Source organism: Portibacter marinus, assembly GCF_021533195.1.
GTDB classification, from domain to species: Bacteria; Bacteroidota; Bacteroidia; order Chitinophagales; family Saprospiraceae; genus Portibacter; species Portibacter marinus.
This window is the reverse complement of the sequence record NZ_JAJNKB010000037.1, coordinates 1-3,291: the sequence shown is the minus strand read 5'-3', so window position 1 is coordinate 3,291 and position 3,291 is coordinate 1. Positions and strand designations below refer to the sequence as shown.

Here is a 3,291-nt window from a genome sequence, read left to right as displayed (position 1 = left end):
GGAAATGTCAAATTACACTCTCCAAATGCAGGAATTATCCTAAAATCACCAAATGGTAGTTGTTGGAAAAAACTAGTAGACAATGATGGAAATTGGATAACTGAACAAGTTTCTTGTAATTAAAGGAACTGGTTATAACACGCTGCGAAGAAGTCATGCCTGCTAACGCGACGGCACGCCTCTTGCAGCTATTCCGTTATAGAGCATAGATTTGAGCACTATGGAAATTAAAAATGTAATCGAAAAACTTCGTAAAAAAAGTTTGCTAATACACAGTATTCCAAAAGGAAAAAGAAAATTTCTATTGGATACAATTGAAGAAAATCTTAAACCTCAAACTGTTATAAGACTATCCGAGCCCCACCTTGATTTTGATGCTTACATTCAATCCGTTAAAAGTAAATTCCCATTCATACCTCCAAACTGGAATGAGCCAAATAAGTATTGGGACAATTTAAATCGAGTCTGGGATTTCCATTTGGACTGGACTGAGTATTCAAACAATGTAGTTATTCTTTTGGAAGATATAGATAATCTCGAAGATAGCTGGAAGTACGAAATCATCAGCGATTACATAACCCAAATTTATAGAAATGAATACGGGAATAAAATTAATAGGGTATCCTTTCGCTTTATTATAATCTTATCTGAAATAGAAGAATTGTTTTGGGAAAAAGTGCGGATTATTGGAGGCCCAACAAATTCAGATAGAAGAACTGAAGAACAAATAATAAAAGGTTTAGTGGAATTAATTGATGCAAACTGGATTGCTAGCAATAAAAGTAAAGTATTGACCTCGGATAAAACTATCACCAATTGAGTTAGAGTCAGAACTATGATAAGGAAAATTATTAAAATGTTAAGATTCAAAAAGGGTGAAAGTCCTTCATTATCTATATTCCCTTCAACATTGCCTATCAAAAGATTTGAAAATTATCATACTCACCACATTGGCACTTATAGCCAAACAAACCAATTCATGATTTATGAGACATTTCTTTTTTTGAAACCATTTAATGAAATCAAAAAGAATGAGGAATGGCAAAATTTCAGGAAGGAATATGTTGTAATTTACAAATTTGATAAATATGGAGAATTAATAAGTTATGAATACCTTGATGCTGGAACGGTGAAAACTTTTGATGAAGAGCTAACCGAGAAATGGATTTCAAACCAACTGGATACACTAGAAAACTATGTTTACAAAGACATCAAAATTAAACCATTTGAAGTGATTATTGATGGCTTCAGTTTTGGACTAATACCAAATTCAGAAAGTGAAATGATAGAAATGCAGCCAAGTAACACAATTGCTTTTGGTGAACCTTGGAACGGTGAATATGACACATAAACTACGCTCTATAACATGCTGCCATGACTTCATTTCTCCTTCGTCGAAACGAAGCATGCAGCTATGACGTTCTCAGTAATTAACCAGACTCCCTCGATGCCAAGCCCAAAAATTGAATAAGGACAAAACTGTCCAATTTTTTAAAGCTCTTCTGGGAGTAAAAAATCCTCGCTAACGATAGAAATCGCATATATTTGTTAAATTTAAATACATAAATTATTGAAATTCAACAAAACGATTAACCGTTAGTCAGTATTAATATTCTATAGAATGTTAGCCTGCTAGAATACGAAAGCTATTAAAGGACAATTTATCATTACTTGGGATTCAATCGTCGAACCATGAAAGCTATATCTGATATATTTTATTAGTTATATTGCTAATTTAATCTTGCGCTAAAGAATTTCAATTAGTTGTTTCACTAAATTCAGTAATAGGTATCAGAATTTGCAGTAGGAATAATTAAGATAATAACAATGTAAATGAACCCAACAAAAGACGTTAAACTATTTTCTGTAAAGAACACTATCATAACAATAGTATTCTTATTCATTTCATTATGTGTGTTGCACATAAGAGATCATGCAAGCTATGGGAGTGGTGAGTATTTACTGAAGCATATAATAGGAATATCAGCTGTAGTGATAGTATCACATATATTTCTCATAAGTAGCATGCAACAAGTATTTAAGAATTACATAGTACTTGCACTCTTAATATTAATTGTCATCAAATTCATAGTAAATTATGGTTCTCCTTATATTACTTATGTGAATTTTGTTGGAATCATATATTTAGTTAGGGTACTTCTATATACAGATACCTTGATAGCTCCTTTTTTAAAAGTAGAACTATTCTCAGAATACAAGAACATAAATTCAGGTACAAAAAGATTGGTGTTTGTCTTGATGCTTCCCTACTTATTTGCATATGCCCATCTGTTTGGTATAGATTATACAGATGGAAGGGACATTATGGAAAGACTGGTTATAAGTATTTCGTCGTATTGGGTTATCGTTTTAACTATTTTCTGGGTCTATTCAGGATATAAATCGAAGTCCATCAAAAGATAATCGCCTCAATACAAGATTCCACAAAGGTAAATTTAAGGTTATGATATTCCCCCGAAAACTAGGCAGTGAAATTAGTTTGAATAGTAATTATTAATTTTACTGCAAGAAGTATAAAATGTAATGTTGGTTCAAAAGAACATTATTAATGAAAAAAACACTTGCCATCATTTTTTCTGCATTTATAGTATTTTCATCTTGTCACAGCAAGATCGATTCAATCTCACTCCATAAATTTGAAAAACACAAATCTATATCAATACGACTAGATGGAGCAAAAGTTGTTGATAAAAACGGTATTGGTGATGAATGGAGCTTTATGTCAAAAGTAAATGAAATAGAATTGCGTAGAGGAGTAAGCACAAGTATTTCGCTAAATGGCAGATCCTTAATTGAACTTGTATCAATCGCAGTTGAGGATGATCCTAGTAGCGATGATGTAGGAGAGGATATACTTAGTATTACTCCTTAAAACATAAGAAGTCTAATAGCGAGTTCACCATTAACCAGAACTGTAAAAGTAAAAGAATACTATGGGGATGGGGCCGGAAAAATTGCAACTTGTAAGTTTGAATATTCAATTATTACAAATGACGTCGAATAATTCTGCGAAATTAACGCATTCGAATCATTAAAAAACAGATTATCGCAATATGCAATTTTACTTCAGTTGAGTAAACAACTACTGAGAACATGCGACATCACATAAGCCTTCCTTCGTCAGGCCTCTGGATGTCGCTATCACGTTAGTGGTAAGCAATTTATACGATCGGAGGCTTGATACTTAGTAAAAAGATTTTTATATTTACACGTATCAATTAATACGTATGTCAACGAAATTAACATTATCGATAGAGAAAGATGTAATAG

General features: G+C 32.3%; 4 protein-coding genes. All 4 read left to right on the top strand.

Annotation, left to right across the window (positions count from 1 at the left end; genetic code table 11):
• Positions 1-220: 220 nt before the first annotated feature.
• The 4 genes from L2567_RS20680 (at position 221) to L2567_RS20665 (ending at position 2,893) form a co-directional block, all read left to right on the top strand.
• Positions 221-820: a hypothetical protein gene (locus tag L2567_RS20680; protein WP_235299769.1), complete on the top strand. Its 600-nt coding sequence runs from the start codon at positions 221-223 to the stop codon at positions 818-820.
• 36 nt (positions 821-856) lie between these two features.
• Complete coding sequence (locus tag L2567_RS20675; protein ID WP_235299768.1) at positions 857-1,351, top strand: hypothetical protein; 495 nt, start codon at positions 857-859, stop codon at positions 1,349-1,351.
• A gap of 674 nt (positions 1,352-2,025) precedes the next feature.
• Entirely contained in the window at positions 2,026-2,424 is a 399-nt protein-coding gene (locus tag L2567_RS20670) for a hypothetical protein (protein WP_235299767.1), read from the top strand.
• A 145-nt stretch (positions 2,425-2,569) separates the two neighbouring features.
• Positions 2,570-2,893 (top strand): hypothetical protein, encoded by a 324-nt coding sequence (locus tag L2567_RS20665; protein ID WP_235299766.1) that lies wholly within the window; start codon positions 2,570-2,572, stop codon positions 2,891-2,893.
• Positions 2,894-3,291: the final 398 nt, after the last annotated feature.

Coding starts and splice junctions, on each gene's coding strand:
- L2567_RS20680 (WP_235299769.1), top strand. CDS start 221: ATGGAAATTAAAAATGTAATCGAAAAACTTCGTAAAAAAAGTTTGCTA.
- L2567_RS20675 (WP_235299768.1), top strand. CDS start 857: ATGTTAAGATTCAAAAAGGGTGAAAGTCCTTCATTATCTATATTCCCT.
- L2567_RS20670 (WP_235299767.1), top strand. CDS start 2,026: ATGCAACAAGTATTTAAGAATTACATAGTACTTGCACTCTTAATATTA.
- L2567_RS20665 (WP_235299766.1), top strand. CDS start 2,570: ATGAAAAAAACACTTGCCATCATTTTTTCTGCATTTATAGTATTTTCA.